This is a genomic window from Mycobacterium haemophilum DSM 44634 (assembly GCF_000340435.2).
GTDB classification, from domain to species: Bacteria; Actinomycetota; Actinomycetes; order Mycobacteriales; family Mycobacteriaceae; genus Mycobacterium; species Mycobacterium haemophilum.
Genome location: NZ_CP011883.2, coordinates 198,365 through 214,372, shown reverse-complemented (window position 1 = coordinate 214,372; position 16,008 = coordinate 198,365). Strand labels below are relative to the sequence as shown.

17 protein-coding genes and 3 pseudogenes are annotated in these 16,008 nt (G+C 63.0%); 6 read left to right on the top strand and 14 right to left on the bottom strand.

The genetic code is table 11. The features are described from left to right. Positions 1-58 precede the first annotated feature (58 nt). Positions 59-196: pseudogene (locus B586_RS22380) on the bottom strand (serine hydrolase); the annotation flags it as partial. Between the two features lie 462 nt (positions 197-658). Here B586_RS22380 and B586_RS01030 point away from each other — a divergent pair. Then, entirely contained in the window at positions 659-1,159 is a 501-nt protein-coding gene (locus B586_RS01030; RefSeq protein WP_054878948.1) for a CAP domain-containing protein, read from the top strand. A 410-nt stretch (positions 1,160-1,569) separates the two neighbouring features. On the opposite strand, the pseudogene B586_RS20635 reads toward B586_RS01030, so the two are convergent. From B586_RS20635 to B586_RS01005, 6 genes and pseudogenes are all read right to left on the bottom strand, one after another. Beyond that, positions 1,570-1,698, bottom strand: a pseudogene (locus tag B586_RS20635) (LLM class F420-dependent oxidoreductase); the annotation flags it as partial. Positions 1,699-1,857: 159 nt separating this feature from the next. Next, positions 1,858-2,137 (bottom strand): annotated as a pseudogene (locus B586_RS19710) (acyl-CoA thioesterase domain-containing protein); the annotation flags it as partial. 280 nt (positions 2,138-2,417) lie between these two features. Further along, complete coding sequence (locus B586_RS01020) at positions 2,418-2,999, bottom strand: PPE family protein (RefSeq protein WP_054878950.1); 582 nt, start codon at positions 2,997-2,999, stop codon at positions 2,418-2,420. A 70-nt stretch (positions 3,000-3,069) separates the two neighbouring features. Beyond that, positions 3,070-3,366 carry a hypothetical protein gene (locus B586_RS01015; RefSeq protein ID WP_156406681.1) on the bottom strand — a complete coding sequence of 99 codons (297 nt, stop codon included), beginning with the start codon at positions 3,364-3,366 and terminating at the stop codon, positions 3,070-3,072. A gap of 182 nt (positions 3,367-3,548) precedes the next feature. Beyond that, positions 3,549-4,133 (bottom strand): PPE family protein, encoded by a 585-nt coding sequence (locus tag B586_RS01010; protein ID WP_054878952.1) that lies wholly within the window; start codon positions 4,131-4,133, stop codon positions 3,549-3,551. 30 nt (positions 4,134-4,163) lie between these two features. Next, complete coding sequence (locus B586_RS01005) at positions 4,164-4,502, bottom strand: PE family protein (protein WP_054878953.1); 339 nt, start codon at positions 4,500-4,502, stop codon at positions 4,164-4,166. A gap of 521 nt (positions 4,503-5,023) precedes the next feature. Here B586_RS01005 and B586_RS01000 point away from each other — a divergent pair. After that, positions 5,024-5,569 (top strand): TetR/AcrR family transcriptional regulator, encoded by a 546-nt coding sequence (locus B586_RS01000; protein ID WP_047314487.1) that lies wholly within the window; start codon positions 5,024-5,026, stop codon positions 5,567-5,569. Between the two features lie 4 nt (positions 5,570-5,573). Here the strand turns inward: B586_RS01000 and B586_RS00995 are convergent, their stop codons facing one another. Continuing rightward, positions 5,574-6,932, bottom strand: a complete 1,359-nt coding sequence (locus B586_RS00995) for an FAD-binding oxidoreductase (RefSeq protein ID WP_054878954.1) — start codon at positions 6,930-6,932, stop codon at positions 5,574-5,576. Between the two features lie 218 nt (positions 6,933-7,150). Here B586_RS00995 and B586_RS00990 point away from each other — a divergent pair, with 218 nt between their 5' ends. Further along, positions 7,151-8,620, top strand: a complete 1,470-nt coding sequence (locus tag B586_RS00990; protein ID WP_054878955.1) for a PE family protein — start codon at positions 7,151-7,153, stop codon at positions 8,618-8,620. Positions 8,621-8,627: 7 nt separating this feature from the next. Here the strand turns inward: B586_RS00990 and B586_RS00985 are convergent, their stop codons facing one another. Beyond that, positions 8,628-9,260 carry a TetR/AcrR family transcriptional regulator gene (locus tag B586_RS00985; protein ID WP_047314490.1) on the bottom strand — a complete coding sequence of 211 codons (633 nt, stop codon included), beginning with the start codon at positions 9,258-9,260 and terminating at the stop codon, positions 8,628-8,630. Between the two features lie 163 nt (positions 9,261-9,423). On the opposite strand from B586_RS00985, the gene B586_RS20630 reads away from it, so the two are divergent. Then, complete coding sequence (locus tag B586_RS20630) at positions 9,424-9,549, top strand: hypothetical protein (RefSeq protein WP_156166403.1); 126 nt, start codon at positions 9,424-9,426, stop codon at positions 9,547-9,549. Between the two features lie 277 nt (positions 9,550-9,826). Here the strand turns inward: B586_RS20630 and B586_RS00980 are convergent, their stop codons facing one another. The 4 genes from B586_RS00980 to B586_RS00965 all read right to left on the bottom strand — a co-directional run bounded on the left by B586_RS00980 (position 9,827) and on the right by B586_RS00965 (position 13,272). Beyond that, entirely contained in the window at positions 9,827-11,251 is a 1,425-nt protein-coding gene (locus tag B586_RS00980) for an NAD(P)(+) transhydrogenase (Re/Si-specific) subunit beta (RefSeq protein ID WP_047314491.1), read from the bottom strand. Beyond that, positions 11,248-11,586: an NAD(P) transhydrogenase subunit alpha part 2 gene (locus tag B586_RS00975; protein ID WP_047314584.1), complete on the bottom strand. Its 339-nt coding sequence runs from the start codon at positions 11,584-11,586 to the stop codon at positions 11,248-11,250. Before B586_RS00975 ends, B586_RS00980 begins: the two co-directional genes overlap by 4 nt. A 9-nt stretch (positions 11,587-11,595) precedes the next feature. Beyond that, positions 11,596-12,693 carry a Re/Si-specific NAD(P)(+) transhydrogenase subunit alpha gene (locus tag B586_RS00970; RefSeq protein ID WP_047314585.1) on the bottom strand — a complete coding sequence of 366 codons (1,098 nt, stop codon included), beginning with the start codon at positions 12,691-12,693 and terminating at the stop codon, positions 11,596-11,598. Positions 12,694-12,810: 117 nt separating this feature from the next. Further along, the gene (locus B586_RS00965) at positions 12,811-13,272 is read right to left on the bottom strand and encodes a nuclear transport factor 2 family protein (protein WP_054878956.1); all 462 of its coding nucleotides are present in this window, start codon (positions 13,270-13,272) and stop codon (positions 12,811-12,813) included. Between the two features lie 136 nt (positions 13,273-13,408). On the opposite strand from B586_RS00965, the gene B586_RS00960 reads away from it, so the two are divergent. After that, positions 13,409-14,620, top strand: coding sequence for an acyl-CoA dehydrogenase family protein (locus B586_RS00960; protein ID WP_156406846.1), 1,212 nt, complete (start codon positions 13,409-13,411; stop codon positions 14,618-14,620). A gap of 1 nt (position 14,621) precedes the next feature. Continuing rightward, positions 14,622-15,470 carry a tyrosine-protein phosphatase gene (locus B586_RS00955; RefSeq protein ID WP_047314494.1) on the top strand — a complete coding sequence of 283 codons (849 nt, stop codon included), beginning with the start codon at positions 14,622-14,624 and terminating at the stop codon, positions 15,468-15,470. A gap of 77 nt (positions 15,471-15,547) precedes the next feature. Here B586_RS00955 and B586_RS00950 read toward each other — a convergent pair whose 3' ends face one another. After that, positions 15,548-15,847 (bottom strand): PE family protein, encoded by a 300-nt coding sequence (locus B586_RS00950; RefSeq protein WP_054878958.1) that lies wholly within the window; start codon positions 15,845-15,847, stop codon positions 15,548-15,550. Positions 15,848-16,008: the final 161 nt, after the last annotated feature.

Below are 16,008 nucleotides of genomic sequence, written 5' to 3'. Positions count from 1 at the left end.
TACTTCCGGAGGCTTTGGTGTGCTGTTGCGCAGTCCTGCGATCTTGCGCAATCGGCGCGCTCAGCGACAGACCCTGATCAACGAATGACTCAGTGATTGCGATGGCGGCGATCGGCTTGCTCACCGAGGCAGCCTGAAACGCCGTGTCGGTGCTCACTTTCCGTCCGGTGCGCAGATCAGCCAACCCAAAGCCCACCACCGCCGAATTCAGGCAGGCCAGCCGCCGGAGACGTCCCGACAGTGGCACCACCCGCCGCGCCAAGCAATGCAGTCACTGCTATGGTGGCCGCCCTTTTCACCAATCCATTGATGGCAGCCCACGTTTAACGCGCACGGCTCAAGACACTATCCCGGCAGCGGCCGCGTCGCGCTGGGTCAACGCACTGCCGTTGCCTATCGTTTCGCATTGTCTGATCGCGATCGGTTGGCCGGCCAGGCTCACGGTGTAGGTTACCGTCGGACAAACTGTGTGTCGCGCCAGCCGCCGTGAAATTTTTTGAGGGGACAACTGGTGCCGACCTTTTCCCGCCACCGCGTGCACCTGCGAAAGGACCACAATGCCCGCGCCGTTATCTCCGCGTCCGTACCGCTGCGGTGAGGTATCGAATACACGACAAGGGACCAGCCAAAACCGTGCTCAGATAAGGAGTATCCACAAATGAAGATCACCAGCCGGTTGACGTGTCGGGAGGCCGGCAACAGAGTCGGCATCGGAGCGGCCGTCTTCGCGCTGACCGGGATGTTGCTCGGCGCCCCCGCCGTCGCGTCAGAAGAACCAGACCAACCACTCCTCGACCTGATTAACCAGCAACGGGCGCAAGCGCAACCCCCTTGTGCCCCCCTCCACCAGAACCCCCAACTGCAGGCCGCTGCCGACCAGCACGCGCATGACCTTGCCACCAACGGCTGGCGCGACAACCACATCGGCAGCGATGGATCGACTCCCTTTCAACGCATCGACGCCACCGGTTACCGCTGGAAGGCCGCAGCCGAGAACCAAGCGCAGAATTACTCGGACCAGGCAGTCGTCACATGGTGGATGAACAGCCCGGGCCACCAAGCCAACATGCTCAACTGCCGATACACCGACGCGGGGACGGCAAGCGTCTCGAACAACGACGGGATATACGCGGTCGCCGTGTTCGCCGCGCCTGGCTGAACACTGCCCCAAACTGGCAGGCACCCGCACCAGCGAAACCCGAAAATGCGCGAAGTTTCAGGGCGAGGCTATGGTGGACAGGACGTCCAGAGCTTGACCGCATGCGCAGCGATCTGAACCCACCGTCGGCACCGGGCTTCCAGTCCGCGGTCAGATGCCCTGCTTCGCTCAGCGCCAAATGCACTTGCAATGATCGCACGTGGGCCATGGCGATCCTTCAAACATCGAAACTGTCAGTGGCGTGGACCTTCTCGGCGTGTCGTCACGGTAGCTGCAGTGTCGAGGTCGTCAACCTGAAGCACCCAATGGTCAGGTGCTTCTACTTTATCTCTGCCGTATATGTATGTTGAGCAGGTGAATTCGTTAGTCGACGGCATCACACCACGAATCCACCCAAACCCGAATTAACTTCGGGTTAAACCAGTGAGGTAAGCGTCGGCTTTGAAGTCGTCGCTGGCGGGGTTGCCGCCGGCGAAATTGGTGAATGTCACGTCAATTGCCAGCCAGCCCCGACCCGCCGCATCGCGGCGGCGCCGCAATACTGTCCCCACTCAACAACTCCGGGTTGTAGGGATGGCTGTGCATCGGGTGGGTGATGGTGAAGTACATCGACGTTTCCCAGCAGTTAGAAACGTGACCGAGACTCGATTGCGGTGTCACTGGCGCGCAACGGCCGGATCAACGATTCCTGAGCAAGTGGTGGCGGTGGACCGGCCTTCATGCACGACGTCGATGACGAGCTCGACGGGCGCGCCCACCGCAACAGCACGGGAGGATACGGCGTGCACCGAACGCACCGACTTGTCCGGGAATCGCTTTGCTGCAGCGATAATCGCTTGGGCGACCACCTGGGTACCTTCCACCACGTCGCGGCCGTCGTGCCCCGTGAGCCTGCACATCGAACAGTTTGAGCAGACCGTCCACCGTCCACTGGGTTTGATCTGAATCTGTGGTCAAATCCGCCCCACTTGTCGCCATCTCATGGTTGCCGAGTCGCGAATGTAGCCCACGGCACAGTGGGACACTGCGACTAGGATTTGTAAAGTAAGCGCCTCAACTCGGCCCCGGACGCCGCGTGCGCCGAAGTGTGGACCGAAAATCGTTGCAGCGCTGGCGTTCTGCGCCCTACCGAGACCCGTCGACGAGGCGGCGACCAGATCCGAGCTGGTGCTTGCGTGGGTGCGTAACTTCTCGGTGCCCAATGGCACTTGCACCATCGACTTCCCGGCCTCGCTCGACCAAATGATCAATACCGAGGTCAACTCTTCTGCTGTGGGCGCCCTGCTTTTGCTGCGTCGGCCAGCCCCTGCTCGTTGATAATCTGCGGTGCTTTATCAAACGGTTTCACCGGCGAATCCGCCGAAACTGCAGCTGCATAGTCGTTCATCGCCCGAGCGTTTATGTCCCAGTACTGCTGGTACTCGGCCTCAAGACGTGCGATCTCATGGGCGTGTTTCCCCATCAGGTTGTCGTTGACCAGCTTCGCTGTCTGACGCTTGTTGTCGGCGATCGTCTGTAGCATCACCATCGACCTATTCGCTTGCGAATGGGCTCTCGCATCTGAGAAGGCCTTTTCGGCGATTGCGTTGGCATGAGTTGCGATGCCCTGCAGCCAAACCTTATACGCTGCAGCCGCCTGCATCATCTGCGTCGCCGCGGGACTCTGCCATGCCCCGGCCAGCGCCATCAGCGCCTTATCCATGTCGTTACATGCGTGATCCAGCTCAACCGATAATTTCGCCCACATCAGGGCGGCAGTCATCGTCGAGGTAACACCTTGGCCGCCACGCAACTTGGTGGCGTTGACCTCTGGCGATCGCACTTGGAAATTCGGAAACATTCTTGATGCCCTATCTGCTAACGACTGTCGCCACCGGCGCGCAGGCCGGCGAGGCTGGTATTGGCTGCACCTATATCAGCCCACAGGTTCTTGATGCGTCGGCCAACCCCTGCTCGTTGATGATCTGCGGCGCCTGCGCAATCGGTTGCACCGGATGACGCGATGTATGTGCGGACCTGCTCATCGCCTGGGCGTTCGTCCCAGTACCCCTGATATTGAGTCTCAAGGCGCGCAAGCTCTGCAGTGTTGCAGCCGAACACGTTGCTGTTGACCAGGTCCGCTTGTCGACGTCTTTGTCGTCGATCGTCGTCAGCGGCACCATCGAATTCAGCGCGTACTGAAAGTCGACCGCGTGGACCTTGTGCACCCAACTACACACAACCAGCTACCACGATGAAAGATCGTGCACACCATCGACATAACATCACGGCGCTACCGGACGCCGCGTGCCCGGAAGCATGGCCCACAGGGTGCACAACTGCTCGGTGCCGCATGGCACTCGAGCCACCTAATTTCCGGTCGCGCAGAGCCAAGCGATCAAACACGAGATCAGCTCAGCTGCTGCGCTGTGAGCAATGCTTTTGACACGTCGGCCAACCGCTGCTCGCTGATAATCTGCGGCGCCTCCACAAACGGCTCCAGCGGCGGCAAGTTCGAAATTGTGTGTGCATAAGTATTCATCGCCCGAGCGTTCGTCTCCCAGTATTCCTCGTACTGGTCTTCAAAGCTCGCGATCGCAGGAGTGTTTTTCCCCCCTATGTTGCCGTTGACCAGCAACGCACACCGATTTCTATTGACCTGGATATCTTGCAACGACACCATCGCGGCCCGCGCTCGAGCATAGGCGTGCCAGTAAGCGTCAGCGCGATCGCCGACCTGCCTGGCACGATATTCGAGACCGTACAGCCATGTGTTATACGCGCAGGCCTCCGCCATCATCTGTGCCGCCGCCCGACTCCACCATCCCGCGGCCAGCGCATCCAGCGCATTTCGCATGTCGGCACGTGTTATTGCCAGCTTGTCCGCCAAGGCACGCCACGCCTCGCCGGCGTTCTCCGTCGAGTTCCAACCCGCACCATTGGCTAACTTGGCGGCGTTGACCTCTGGCGGTAGCGCTGCGAAATTCGGAAACATTCTTGATGCCCTAACTGGTTGCGACTGCCGCTACATCAGCGCGCAGGATTTTGTGTTGCTGGCCGCGGTGCTCGAGCAGGATTTTGCGTTGCTGGCCTCGGCTTCCGAATAGCGCTCCTCGCCGTAGGCCAGCGCGGTCAAAAACAGCTCCAAAGTCACCGAGCCGCCGCCCATCACCATGTGATAGTCCGCGGCCGCCGTGCGAAGCTGCTCCGCCGCGTATGCCGACACCTCGTCGCGCCCCATCGGCAGCACAGCACCCGTCACCTTGCCTGCCGCAGCACTGGCGGCATCGATGCGATCACCGACGTCACGCAGCGCGCCAGCCGCTGTCGCCAACACCCCGGGGGCTGTGATCAAAAAAGGCATGCCGACTCCGCTTCTCCTCAACAACCCCGAACAATTGCCCAGGGCTGGCCATGACCGTTTACTTGTACTGTTCGCACCGCCGACGTTGGCGGTGAACGCAGCTGCCGACCAGTGCTCACAGCTATGGCGGGCGCAATCGAGGTCAAATCCACTCGACCCGCATAGCTTATTGCACACTCGTCTAATAAGCAAAAGGGCGGGTGGGGAGTCGTGGTCGTCGCCTCAACTGAAAGTGTGCGGGTGCGCGCAATGGCGCTCGCCGCCTTGGATGAGATCGCCGACTCGGGCGTGTTCGATCCTCGGCGTGACCAGCGACATTGGCGGCGAGTTCAGCAGCAAGGCCGCACCAATTACCGCGTGAAGCGGCGGTGTCGAATTGACACCAGCACCGTAGTGCGTGACACTTTTGCCGTGTTTTGTAAAGACGTGGGCGGGTGGCCCAGGATGGCACTAACCCCATGGTCCCGCTAGGGCGGCACAACGCCATGACACTTCCGCAATACTTTGTAAAGGCCCCGATTATGCACCAGGCGGCCCAGGCGACAAACCTGACCGGGCCCGATACCTCGACGCGACAGCGGATTCTCACCGCAACAACCGAGGTGCTCAGCCGCAACGGCAAAGCCAAGCTCAGCCTATCGGACGTGGCCGCCCAGGCCGGGGTGTCCCGCCCCACGCTGTACCGCTGGTTCGCGTCCAAAGAAGAGTTGCTCTCGGCATTCACTCACTATGAGCGACAGGTCTTCGACAGTGGTTTGGCCAAGGCAACCGCAGGTCTCAAGGGCGTCGACAGGCTCGACGCCGCATTGCGATTCATAGTCGACTATCAGCACTCGTACTCGGGGGTGCGCATGGTCGATGTCGAGCCCGAGCACGTGATCGCACAAGTTTCCCGGGTCATCCCGCAGATGCGGGAAGGACTCCAACGGCTCCTGCCCGGGCCCAACGCCGCGGTCAAAGCAGCGACAGTAATCCGGATCGCGGTATCGCACTACATCGTCCGCAGCGACGACGCGGATCAATTCCTGGCGCAGCTGCGCCATGCGGTCGGACTCAAGGGCTCCTGACCGATCAGTCGAACAACACCGCCGCGTTGAGGTAGCCGGTCGGATCCAACGCCGCTTTGATCGTCCGCATCACAGCGATATCGGCGGGCTCCCGCGACATCCCGAGATAGGCACGCTTGCGGCTGCCGACGCCGTGTTCTGAGCTGACATTGCCCCCGGCTCGCGCGATGAGGTCCATCATCGCCACGTACAACGCCTGCTCCCGGTCGAGTGGACAACGTAAAACGTTGAGGTGCAGGTTGCCCTCACCGATGTGGCCGAACAACACGGGCAGCGCCGCCTGAACATCCGAGACGTGCGTGTGGATCAAAGCTGCTGCGTCCGTTGCGAATCCGCTGATCGCCGATAGGGGCAACGAAACGTCAAATTTCAGCGGCGGCCCGTATACGCCGAGCACGTCGGCGATCGATTCGCGCACCCGCCACAACCGCTGCTGCGCCGCGACATCGACACCCACCGCAGGATCGCCGCACATCTGCGCGCCCATAAGCAGGTCAGCGAGTCGATCGGTCTGGTCGTGGTCGGCGGCCAGTTCCACCAGCAACAGCCAGTCGCCGTCCACCGGGGCGCCCACCGCAAGGTGCTGGCGGGTCAGCGCACTGGCCCGGCCGTCGATCAATTCCAGCGCCGCGATCCCGTCCACGTCCCTAAACATCCGCGCGGTATCGACCAGCGCCTCCAGGTCGGCGAACCCGCAGACCGCCGTCACCCGGTACGACGGCGCCGGGTGGAGCCGCAGATCCAGCGCAGTGATGACGCCGAGGGTGCCTTCGGCGCCGACAAACAGGGCCGGCAGGTCATAGCCGGTGTTGTCGCGGCGCACCAGGCTGTGCCGACGCAGCAGCGAACCGTCGGGCAGTGCCACCTCGAGGCCGATGACTTGCTCGGCCATGTTGCCGTAGCGAACGGTGCGTAGGCCACCGGCGTTCGTTGCGGCCATGCCGCCAACGGTCGCGGTGTCGCGGGCGGCCAGGTCCACACCGAACACCAAACCCGTTGCGGTCGCGATACTTTGCACCGCAGCCAAGGTGGCTCCGGCACCGACCTGGAGGCGGCGCTCCACGGTGTCGACATCACTGATGGCCCGCAGCCGCTCGGTGGACAGCAGCACGTCGTTGTGCTCGGGGACGGTGCCGGCCACCAGCGAGGTCCGACCGCCTTGAACGGTGACGTGTACCCCGGCATCGCGGCAGACCCGCAGCACCTCGGTCACCTGCTCGGCCGTACCCGGCCGCACCAACACGCTGGCCTGGCCCCGATACCGACCGGTGTGGTCCACGCTGTGGGCGGCCAGTACATCGGGGTCCACGCTGACGTGGCTCGATCCCACGACGCTCTTCAGGGGCCCAAGGCTGCGCAGCATGCTCGCGGTTATAGCACCCGCGAGCCACCGCGTCCGCGCCGCCCAGACTCTGGGTCAAGCAACGCATTCCGCCGGTAAGGGCTCGCCGAACGGAGCTTGGTGAAACGCCGGATTTCTCGGCATCACCGTTTTAACCTCTGTTAATACCTAATACCCGCGGTAGCGGGTAGGTCCCTTTTGACTGGGAAAGGCCCCGGTTGTCAGGAAGGACGCCGGACATGGCGTATGTAATCACCGCCCCGCAGATATTGGCGTCGGCCGCGGCCGACGTAGAAAAGGTCGGCTCGGCAATCAGCGCGGCCTATGCGGACGCGGCACGCGCGACGACCGGATTACTGCCGGCGGCCGCAGATGAGGTGTCGGCGGCCATCGCGACTCTATTTGGCCTCTACAGCCAGGAATATCAGGCGATCGCCACGCAAGCCGCGGCGTTTCATAGCGGATTTACCCAGATGCTGGCCGCCGCCGGGAACGCCTATGCGGCTGCCGAGGCAGCCAACGCGGCCGCGCTGTCGAACGTGCTGGGTGCACTGACCGCACCGATGGACACCAGCGGCGGCAGCGCGTGGACCTCGATGCTGGCGTCCGCATCCGCCAACCCGGTAACGGCGTTAATCATGGGCGGCACCAGCAATCCGGAACCTGACCCGATTTACCAGGCTGCCGTCAACGGCTCCTACATCCAGCGCTTCTTCCCAGGAGCCAACTTCTTAGGCGTCATGACGCCCGAGCAATTCTGGCCGGTGACACCCCAACTGGGCAACCTGACTTTCGCCCAGTCCGTCGCTCGAGGCGTCACTCTGCTCAACGACGCGATTAATGCGACGCTGAGCCCGACGAACAACGTCGTCGTTTTCGGCTACTCGCAGAGCGCCGCGATTGTCACCAACGAGATAAACGCTCTGATGGCGATGGGCTCGCCGCATGCAGACCAGCTGTCCTTCATGATGATTGGCAATCCCAACAATCCCGACGGCGGCCTGCTCTCCCGCTTCCCCGGCTTTTACATCCCGTTTCTGGATGTGCCATTCAATGGCGCAACCCCGCCGAACTCGCCGTACCCCACCACCATTTTCACGGCCCAATACGACGGCATCGCCCACGCCCCGCAATACCCACTCAATATCGCCTCGGACCTCAACGCCTTCTTGGGCTACTTCTTCGTGCACAACACATATCCGGCTCTTACGGCCGCTCAAGTCGCCAACGCTGTGCCCTTGCCGACATCTCCGGGCTACACCGGCAACACCCAGTACTACATGCTGATGACTCAGGACCTGCCGCTGCTGGACTTGATTCGCGCTATCCCCTACGCGGGTCCTCCGATCGCCGATATTTTCCAACCGGATCTACGAGTGCTCGTCGACTTGGGTTACGCCGGCTACGGACCCGGCGGCAACTATGCCGACATCCCCACACCAGCAGGGCTGTTCTCAGTCCCCAACCCGTTCGCTGTGCTCGGCAACCTGGCCCTAGGGGCCGTACAGGGACCCTATGGCGCTGCGGTAGAAATTGGGGTCGAAGCTGGGCTCTGGGGGCCTGAGTGGTTCCCGGACACCTACCCGTGGGTTCCGTCGATCAACCCAGGACTGAATTTCTACTTCGGTCAGCCGCAGGTGACGGGGCTATCGTTGCTCAGCGGTGGTCTGGGGAACGTCCTGCATCTCATTCCGCCGATCTTGAACTGATTCGGCCCTACGGCCCCAGCGGAGACTGGTTGCGGATCGACTCGTCGCGGATCAGTCCACGCAGCAGCGCGGTGCTGAATTCGGCTGCGATTTCCTTGGCCGTGCGGCGTCCACTCGGTCGTAACCAGCGATAGCTGCCCAACGTCATCCCGATGTAGCCCAATGCCACCACGTGCGAGTCGCACTCATAGAACTCGCCGCTGGCAATGCCGCGGTCGATCAGGCCATGCACGTGCTGGTATACCTGCGCTTCCTTTTCGCGGACCTCCGCGACTTGTTCGGCGGTGAACCACTCGGTGATGTACGGCTGTTCCTGGAAGTACACGGCGGCCCGCTCCGGATCGCCCGCGATGCCGGTGAGCAGTCGAACAGTGTATTGGTAGAGCGCTTCGCGGGCCGTCCAGGACGGATCGTCGTGCACCGCCGCCAGCGTGCCTTCGGCGGCCTGGCGGTAGATGTCGAACAGAATCAGCGACTTGCTGGCGTAGTAGTGGTACACCGTCGCCTTGTTCAGCCCAATCACATCGGCGACGTCATCCATGCGGGTGCCGTGATAGCCACGAGCCGCAAATAGCTTGGTGGCGACGGCCAGCAACTCCTCGCGGCGGCTCAGCCCAGTGGCTTGGCTGTCGGGTGCCATCTGTACTCACTATCGTCGCTGCCGGCGGGCCGCACTTAGCCCGGCTAAGGCCATTATCAATCAACTGGTTGGACAGTTTAGGCAAGGGCGCCGCTGCCTGTCGCACCCACGCGGAGGGGACTAGACTCCTGGACGAACTAGTCGCGAATCGAGAGGTGGGCTAATGGACCCGAGTCCTGATTACGATATGAGCGACGAGATCGAATACTTTTTCAGGTACATGACTTGGGGTTTCCGCGGGGTTACCGACGGCAACGGATATCCGCCGCCCGCCTACCCGCCCGTCTAGACCGAAGTTAATTCGGGTTTGGGGTGGATTCGTGGTGTGATGCCGTCGACTAACGAATTCACCTGCTCAACATACGTATACGGCAGAGATAACGTAGAAGCGCGTAGCACGAGTATCGGAACATGAACGGGGCGCCACTACAAGCGCCTGACCGTAGGGTGCTTCGGGTTGACGACCTCGACACTGCAGTCACGGTGACGACACGCCGAGAAGGTCCACGCCACTTACAGTTTCGATGCGCTGCAGCACCTCAACCCGGCTTGCGTTCGATCCAAGCCTATAGCGCCTTCAGTTCCTCAGCGACCTCAGTCACCGACTTTTTGGCATCACCAAACAACATGGTGGTGCCGTCGGCGTAAAACAGCGGGTTGTCGATACCGGCAAATCCGGAGTTCATCGACCGCTTGAGCACGATCACCGACTTCGCTTTGTCCACATTGAGGATCGGCATGCCGTAGATCGGGCTGGAGGTCTCGTTGCGGGCCGCCGGGTTGGTGACGTCGTTGGCGCCGATGACAATCGCGACGTCGGTGCGGGCGAACTCGTCGTTGATGTCGTCCATGTCCTTCATGGCGTCGTAGTCGACCTCAGCCTCGGCCAGCAGCACGTTCATGTGCCCCGGCATCCGGCCGGCAACCGGGTGAATCGCGTACTTCACCGGCACACCCTTGTCCTCCAGCAAGGACGCCATGTCCTTCACCGCGTGCTGAGCCTGCGCAACCGCCAGGCCGTAGCCCGGCACCACGATCACCTGGTTGGCGTACGCCATCTGGATCGCGGCGTCGGCGGCCGACGTGGATTTCACGTGCCTGTCCCCGCCGCCCTCGCCGCTGGGCGCCACGCCGCCGCCACCGAAACCGCCCGCAACGATCGCGGGGATGGAGCGGTTCATCGCCTTGGCCATCAGGTTAGTCAGGATCGAGCCGGACGCGCCGACGATCATGCCGGCCACGATCATTGCGGTGTTGTTCAGCGCCAGGCCCGCGGCCGCGGCCGAGAGCCCGGTCATGGCGTTGAGCAAGGAAATGACCACCGGCATGTCGGCGCCGCCGATCGGCAACACCACCATCAGGCCCAACACACCGGCCGCGACCAGCAGCCCGATCATCCACCACAATGACGCCCCGCCGGATCCGGGCTGCGCGTGCAGGCCGATGACCACTGCGGCGACGATGGCGCCGACCAGCAGTAGCAGGTTGATCGGCTGCTGAGCCTTGCCGAAGCCAATCGGCGATCCGGAGAGGATCTCCTGCAACTTGCCGAACGCGATGATCGATCCCCAGAACGAAATCGACCCAATGATCGCGGCGAACAGCGACGCCACCACGATGTGCACGGTCGGCGATTCGTGATGCTGGAACGCCGAAAAGCCGCTGGTCTCAATGAATTCGGAGAGAGCGATCAGCGCGACGGTCCCACCGCCAACGCCGTTGAAGAACGCCACCAGCTGGGGCATCGCGGTCATCTTGGTGTAGCGGGCCGGCGGTACGCCAAGCACGACACCCACGACCAGACCGGCGATGATCAGCACCCACTGCTCGGTGTGCCGAATCTTGACCAGCGTCGCCGCCACGGCGATGGCCATGCCCACCGCGGCGATCAGGTTGCCGCGCACCGCGGTCTTAGGTCCAGTCAGACCCATCAGGCCGTAGATAAACAGTGCGAACGCGAGAATGTAGAGGCCGATCACCAAGTAGTTCATTTGGCGGCGGGCCCTTCTGCGTTCTGGGTCTGGGCGGGCAGGGCGCGTTTCTTGCCCTTGAACATGCCCAGCATCCGGTCGGTGACGATGAACCCGCCGATCACATTCAGCGTGCCGAATACGACCGCGACGAACAGGATGATCTGCACGGCAAGCGATGGATGCTCAACCTCTCCGAACACCACCAGCGCGCCGAGCACCACAATGCCGTGGATGGCGTTGGTGCCCGACATCAGCGGGGTGTGCAGCGTGTTGGGGACTTTGGAGATCACCGCGAACCCAACGAACCCGGACAGCACCAGGATCGCCAAGTTGGCCAATAGCTCGTCGTACATTCCGAACATTTACGTGTCCTCTCCGGCGCGGCGGGTCACACATGACTCCGCGACGACTTCGTCGTCGAAGTCCGGCGCCAGCTGGCCGTCCTTGAGTAACAGGTCCAACAGCGCCGTGATGTTCTTGCTGTAGAGCTCGCTGGCGTGCTCGGGCATCGTCGCCGGCAGATTCAGCGGCGCCGCAATGGTGACGTCATGCTTGACCACGGTCTGCCCGGGCTCGGTGAGCTCGCAGTTGCCGCCGGTTTCCCCAGCGAGGTCCACCACTACGCTGCCGGGTTTCATTGCCTCCACCGCCGCGGCGGTCACCAACCGCGGCGCGGGGCGGCCCGGCACCAGCGCCGTGGTGATCACCACGTCGAAGCCGCTGATCGCCTTTTCCAGTGCCTTCTGCTGCTGAGCGCGTTCGTCGTCGGTGAGCTCACGGGCGTAGCCACCCGCACCGGCGGCGTCAATGCCGATATCGAGCCACTGCGCCCCCACCGAGCGGACCTGGTCGGCCACCTCAGGACGCACGTCATAGCCGGTGGTCCGCGCGCCGAGGCGCTTGGCCGTCGCCAGCGCTTGCAGGCCCGCCACCCCGACACCGAGCACCAGCACGGTGGCCGGCTTTACCGTGCCTGCAGCCGTCGTCAGCATCGGGAAGAACCGGGTCGACTCAGACGCCGCGAGCAACACCGCCTTGTATCCGGCCACGTTGGCTTGCGACGACAGCGCATCCATCACTTGTGCCCGCGAGATGCGCGGGATGGCCTCGAGCGCGAACGCTTGCACACCAGCTTGCTTCAGCACGCCAATCGAGTTGTCGGCATTGCGCGGCGCCAAGAAGCCGATCAGCGTCTGCCCGCGGCGCAGCCGGCCGACCTCGGCTGCGGTCGGCGGCGCCACTTTGACGACGACATCGGCGCCCCACGCGTCCCCGATGCGAGCGCCGGCCTCCGTGTAGAGCTCGTCGGGAAGCAGCGCGCCTTCGCCCGCGCCGGACTCGACCACTACCGCTAGACCGCTGTTCACCAGCGACGCGACCGCCTTGGGCACCAACGCGACGCGCCGCTCGTCGGACCCGGACTCGGCGACCACGCCAACCGTCGTCTGCGCTTCTGTCATGGCGCGTACATCCACTTTCCTTAGCCGTGAGATTGCCTAGCAGGTTGATTGCCGGGCGTGCTCAGACACCCTAACCCGATTGCTCGGCTCCAGCTCGCGCTCGTCCGCAGGCCACGCCTACCAGAGTGGAATGTCGTGGCCGTGTTCAGACGGGGGGCGAGGCCCGAAGTAACGGCGCTCGGACTCGGAGATCGGCACATCGTTAATGCTGGCTTCGCGGCGCGACATCAAGCCCAACGGCGTGAATTCCCACAATTCGTTGCCGTAGCTGCGGTACCACTGACCGGCGTAATCACGGCACTCGTACTGGAACCGGACCGCAATGCGATTGTCGTGGAAGTCCCACAAACTTTTGCGTAGCGAGTAGTCGAGTTCGCGTTGCCATTTGCGAGCCAGAAAAGCCACGATCTCGTCCCTGCCGACGATGTGTTCGCTGCGGTTCCGCCATTGCGAGTCAAGCGTGTAGCCCAAACTCACGTGGCCCGGGTCGCGGGTGTTCCAGGCATCCTCTGCGGCCTGAATTTTCTGGATCGCGGTTTCTACGGTGAACGGCGGAAACGGCGGGCGAGGCTCACTCATAACGTCTATCGTGCACGTTCACCGGCCGCCAAGCGCGCGTCTTCAACGTCGTTTCAATGTCGCGTCAATCTCGCGCCAGCGACCGGAAACTCAGCGGCACCGGACGTGACCTATCGTGGCGGATATGGACTTCGCGATGTCGGCCAAGGCCATCGACTACCACAAGCGGCTGTCCGACTTCATGACCGAGTACATCTTCGCAGCCGAGGCCGACTACGACCAATACCGTCACCAGGCCGGCCCGCACGACCACACGGTGCCGCCAATCATTGAGGAACTGAAGACCAAGGCCAAAGAGCGCGGTCTGTGGAACTTGTTCCTACCGGCGGAGTCGGGATTGACCAACCTGGAATACGCGCCGCTGGCCGAGCTGACCGGCTGGAGCCTGGAGATCGCGCCCGAGGCACTCAACTGCGCGGCGCCGGACACCGGCAACATGGAGATCCTGCACATGTTCGGCACCGACGAGCAGCGCACGAGGTGGTTGCAGCCGTTGCTGGACGGCGAGATTCGCAGCGCCTTTTCGATGACCGAGCCGGCGGTCGCCAGCAGCGACGCCCGCAATATCGAAACCACCATCTCGCGTGACGGCGACGACTACATCGTCAACGGCCGCAAATGGTGGACGTCCGGGGCAGCTGATCCGCGCTGCCAGATCCTGATTGTGATGGGCCGCACCAATCCCGATGCCGCCGCGCACCAACAGCAATCGATGATCCTGGTGCCGATGGATACCCCCGGGGTGACAATTGTCCGCTCGACGCCGGTGTTCGGCTGGCAGGACCAGCACGGCCACTGCGAGGTGGTCTACGACAACGTCCGGGTGCCGGCCACCAATCTGCTCGGCGGCGAGGGGAGCGGCTTCGCGATCGCGCAAGCCCGGCTGGGGCCGGGTCGCATCCACCACTGCATGCGTGCGCTGGGTGGAGCCGAACGCGCGCTCGCACTCATGGTGGACCGCGTCCGCACTCGGGTGGCGTTCGGCCGTCCACTGGCCGAACAGGGCGTCGTGCAGCAGGCGATTGCTAAGTCCCGCAACGAAATTGACCAAGCCAGGCTGCTGTGCGAGAAGGCGGCGTGGACAATCGACCAGTATGGCAACAAAGAGGCGCGGCACCTGGTCGCGATGATCAAGGCGGTGGCTCCGCAAGTGGCCTGCGACGTGATCGACCGCGCAATCCAGGTGCACGGGGCCGCCGGCGTCAGCGACGACACCGTGCTGGCCCGGCTCTACGCCTGGCATCGCGCGATGCGCATCTTCGACGGACCCGACGAGGTGCACATGCGATCCATTGCGCGCGCCGAACTGGCGCGGGAGAAATCCCCGTTTGCCGCGGCAGTCACCTAACATGGCTGAGGCTATTCGGGAACTACCGGGCGCGTGGAACTTTCGTGATGTTTCAGACAGCACGGGGGCGTTGCTGCGGCCCGGACGGCTGTTTCGCTCCAGCGAGCTAAGCCGGCTCGACGACGACGGCCGGGCGACCCTACGCCGGCTGGGGATCACCGACGTTGCTGACCTGCGTGCGGCGCGGGAGGTCTCCCGTGGCGGGCCGGGACGAGTACCCGACGGCATCGAGATCCATCGTCTGCCATTCCCTGACATCGCCGCCCCAAAAGCCGATGATGGCGCCGAAACCGACGGCGCGGCCCCGCACGAACGCGCCTTTCAGCAGCTCCTGGCCAACGCCGTAGCGGAAGATTCGGACCAATCCATTAATGCGGCCGCCACCCGCTACATGACCGACGAATACCGCCAATTCCCAATGCGTAACGGGGCCCAATCCGCGCTGCACCGCGTCATCACACTGCTGGCCGCCGGCCGCTCGGTGCTGACGCACTGTTTCGCCGGCAAGGATCGCACTGGCTTCGTGGTCGCCACGGTGCTGGAAACGATTGGTATTGATCGCGACAGCATTGTCGCCGATTTCCTGCGCAGCAATGACGCCGCACCGCAGCTGCGGGCTCGGGTCTCCGAGATGATCCAACAGCGCGCCGAGATGACCGAACTGACCCCCGAAGTGGTGACGTTCACCGCGGCCCGGCTGTCCGACGGGGTTCTCGGTGTGCGTGAGGAGTATCTGGCCGCCGCGCGGCAGACGATCGACGACGCCTACGGGTCGCTGGACGGCTACCTGCGCGATGCGGGTATCACCGAGGCTGACGTCGACCAGCTGCGCAGCACACTGCTGAGCTAGGCGGGTTCCTTTGGCTGACAACGACGCTGTTGCCAGCCGTACCGATAGCTGCGGTGCTGGTATCGCCTTCAGCTAGCTCAGGCGGTAGTTTCGGCGTTGTGGGCCTCAGCGTCCGAATAGTCCGCGGCGCCGTTCTTCAAGGCTCCGATGAATTCCCCACAAACGAGCGAGGCCTCAGCGATGACCGCCTGATACGCCGCCGCATGCGCGCTGAAGCGCTCCATTGCCATGATCGACACCTCGTCGGTAGCCGGAGGCTGGAGATGGATCGTTGGATCGGCCGCCGCGTCAGTGCTGTTGACCAGACCATTAACAATATTTCGTATCTTCGCAGCCGCTGTCGTCAACACGCCGGGTTCTGTGGTCACAAAAGACATGGCGACTCCGTTTCTCTTTGATGAACCCGAGCATCTGCACGGGGCTGGTCGAGTTTCGTTCGCTTGCGCTGTCCGCACCACTGGCGTTGATGCGAGGAACACGACGGTGGCCCCGGCGTCAACACGATCAACCCCGGCACACAAGTCAACCCCGTAAATCC